General features: G+C 65.7%; 3 protein-coding genes. 2 read left to right on the forward strand and 1 reads right to left on the reverse strand.

Annotated elements, in window-relative coordinates:
- Positions 1–1,867, reverse strand: a 1,867-nt coding sequence (locus JWQ89_RS09620; protein WP_299640461.1) for a PQQ-binding-like beta-propeller repeat protein, incomplete at its 3' end; no start/stop codon positions are given.
- 426 nt (positions 1,868–2,293) lie between these two features.
- On the opposite strand from JWQ89_RS09620, the gene JWQ89_RS09625 reads away from it, so the two are divergent.
- Both JWQ89_RS09625 and JWQ89_RS09630 read left to right on the forward strand, forming a co-directional pair.
- Positions 2,294–2,749 (forward strand): cytochrome c, encoded by a 456-nt coding sequence (locus JWQ89_RS09625; RefSeq protein WP_299640463.1) that lies wholly within the window; start codon positions 2,294–2,296, stop codon positions 2,747–2,749.
- A 312-nt stretch (positions 2,750–3,061) separates the two neighbouring features.
- Positions 3,062–3,447 (forward strand): TonB-dependent receptor plug domain-containing protein (locus tag JWQ89_RS09630; protein WP_299640464.1); only part of this gene is annotated, 386 nt, incomplete at its 3' end.

The following is a 3,447-nucleotide window of genomic DNA, read 5'->3' on the forward strand; positions in this document are numbered from 1 at the left end:
AGGGCAGCGCATAGGCCGTGACCTCGTCGGCGCCGGCGGGCTCCGACCAGAAGCCGCCCGTGAACACGCCCGCGACATACTGCTTGCCGGACTTGCCCTTGTAGGTCAGCGGGTTGCCATAGAGCGACGCGGTCGTCTTTACGGTCCAAAGCTCCTTGCCGGTCTTGGCGTCGAAGGCGCGGAACCGCTTGTCGTCGGTCGCGCCGATGAAGACCAGGCCGCTGGCCGTGGTGATCGGGCCGCCGACGCTGGGCCGCCCGGTGTTGGGATCGGCGTAGTTTTCGCTGACGCCCAGCGTGACGCGCCAGGCGATCTGGCCGGTGTCGACATTGACCGCGTACAGGCTGCCCCACGGCGGCTTCTGGCAGGGCATGCGGCTGACCGGATCGCGGAACCAGGTATAGCCGTCGCGCATGTTGTAGGTTCCGTCGGGCATGCGCTTCATGGCCTGCTGACTGCCCAGGTCGGTGCTGTTGACGATGTAGTTGCGGGTGGTCGGATCGAAGGCGGTGTGCCCCCAGTCGATGCCGCCCCAGTTGCCGGGGAAGCGGGCGGCGGCGCTGTCGACGCGCGGCGGCTGGAAATATTCGGCCGGGACGATGCCCATGTCCTTGATCAGCTTCTCGCAGCCGGCGCGATGGGCCGGATCGACATTGGCCAGGTCGGCCATCTCAAACCGCGTGCGTCCTAGCGGCGGCGTCACCGAGGCAAGCTGGGTCGGGGAAACGGCCTCGCCGGGCACATCCGTGTCGGTCGGAACCTTGATCTCGTGGATCGGATGGATCGGCTTGCCGGTGACGCGGTCAAGCAGGAACAGCAGGCTTGCCTTGCTCATCACCGCGATGGCCGGGATCGTCTTGCCGTCCTTCTTGACGTCCAGGAGGTTGGCGATGGGAAGGTCGTAGTCCCACAGGTCGTGGTTCAGGGCCTGGAAGTGCCAGAGGTACTCGCCGGTGTCGGCTTTGACGGCGACGACGGAATTGGAGAACAGCGATGGCGTCGGCCGGTCGGCGCCATACTGATCGAAGGTCGGCGCCGCGAACGGCAGGTAAGCGATGCCCCGCTTGGCGTCCAGCGTGAGCGATATCCAGACGTTGACCCCCGAACGCTTGACCCAACTGTCGCCGGTCCAGGTGTCGTGGAACTTCTCGCCCGGCTGCGGAATGCCGTTGAAGCGCCAGAGCTCTTTGCCGGTGCGCACATCGAAGGCGCGGACGCGGCCATTGGCGCCCTGCGCCGGCGTTTCCTGCGTGCGCGAGCCCGTGATGACGATGTCCTTGTAGATCACCGGCGCGGAGGTCACGCCCAGGAACGCGTTGGGAATCCCCTGCAACACTTCCGCCGTGCGCAGGTCGAGCAGGCCGTCGACGCCGAAGGTCTTCACCGGAGCGCCGGTCTTGGCGTCCAGGGCCACGAGCTTGCCGGCGCGGGTGCCGGAGATGAGGCGCGGCGCGTCGCCCTTGCCGCCCGGCCAGTAGGCGAGCCCGCGCGTGGCAGGGCCATCGCCGGCCGGCGTCTTGTAAACCCACAACTCCTTGCCGGTGTCGCTGTCGAGGGCGACGATCCGACCGTAGGGCGTGGAGACGAACATCATACCGTTCACCACGAGGGGCGTGTTCTGCGAGCTGGAGAAAGCGGGACGGGCCGGTTCCCCGGCGGCTGCCGGCTCGGCCGGCGGCTTCATATGATAGGTCCAGGCCGGCTTGAGCTTGCCCACATTGGCCGGCGAGATCTGGGTCAGGGGCGAGTGGCGGCTCTCGCCGAAATCGTAGCCATAGGCGGGCCACTCGTCGGCGGGGCCGGCCGCCAGGGCGTGCGACGCCAAAAGGGTGAAGCCAGCGGCCAGCCAGCCCGAACGCGCGGTCATCGATACGTCTCCCCACTAATTCCGGCCAACGGACCGCCACGCCGCATCGCGGGCGTTGGCTTTTTTACCCGCCTCAGGGAAGTTGTATGCAAAGCAGCGCTTAGGCAAGGCGGGCGAGCGCGGCCGCGCCCTCCCCTCGCGCGATCGTTCACTGTGCGAAGATTCCAAGCCGCGCCCCGCTCCGGACCGGGCTTTTCCAACTCGAAATGCTTGACGCGCGTGCAGCTATATGCCGACGGCGTCATCGAATTCCCAGCCTGCATGCCGGGCCACGACGAGCCTCTCAATAGATGAGAGATGAATTCACGCGCGCATTCGCACAACATCAAATGGGCGTGTAGTTGCCTTGGTTCTGCCCGCGGCGTTCTGATAGCGTTCCGAGGCGGGCGTTTCTGCGCCGAGTTCCTGTCGCTTACGGATATCCTTGTGAAACGCGGACATTTAATTGCCGGCCTGACCCTTTGCCTGGCTATCGCCGGCATCGCCATCGCCCAGACGGCCCCCTCGCCCGCGCTCGCGCCCGAGAAGGCGGCCCGGCTGACCTTCACCGCGGCGCAGGTGGAAAACGGCAAAGCGGAGTACTCGTCCCGCTGCATCGACTGCCACGGCGCCAACCTCAACGACGGCGAGTTTGGCGGTCCACCCCTGAAGGGAGAGGCGTTCCGTGAAAAGTGGTTCGACCAACCGTCCAGCACTCTCATCGGCTTCACCCAGGCGGCGATGCCGCCCGATGCGCCAGGCCGCCTTTCGCTCGACGCCTATGTCGAGATCGTCGCCTACATCCTCAGCAACAACGGCGTAGCCGCTTCGGACCGCCCCGCTCCGGCCAACATGGACGCCCTCGGGGCCTTGAACATCGAAGCCGACGCCGTCGCGCGCTAGTCTTCCGAATGCTTGTTGGAGAAAGTAACCTCCGACGGCGCGGGCGGCCGCGTTTAATCGCCGATCGCCTCTCCGCATTCGTCAGCGGCGCTGGAAAGGCGTCTCCGGCCGCCCCCTCCGACTGCCTGCAGGTCCTTGAATAGTCGCTCTTTGAGCGATGCGGGGGCCGTGATCTCACCTGTTGAGAGACCAAACTGGGGACGCCCCGGGGTGATGTTGACAGGCCACGCTTTAATTCTTCTGGTCAAAGCAGTCGATCAAACCGCCTCCCTGTGAGGCGAGTATAATATGCTGGGGGCGGAAATAATGAATATGCGTTCGAAGCTTATCGTCACGTTGCTGGGGGCCTCGAGCGCCCTGGCGCTTTCGAGCACGGCCTATGCACAGGCGGCCGCGGATCCGGCCCAGGTCGAGGAGGTGGTGGTCACCGGCTCGCTGACGATCTCCAATATCAAGAACTCGCCGACGCCGCTGACCCTGGTCACGGCCGACGAGCTGCGCAACACCACCCCGACCAATATTCCGGACGGCCTGAACAAGCTGCCGGTGTTTCTCGGATCCAACTCAGGCCGCACCTCGGGCACGACGACCAACAACAACGCCGGCAACGTGCTGAACCTCCGCAACTTCGGCGCGGCCCGCACCCTGGTTCTGCTCGACGGCCACCGCGTGGCCCCCTCGAACTTCAACGGCACCGT

The sequence above is a fragment of the Devosia sp. genome, assembly GCF_028290645.1.
Classification (GTDB): domain Bacteria; phylum Pseudomonadota; class Alphaproteobacteria; order Rhizobiales; family Devosiaceae; genus Devosia_A.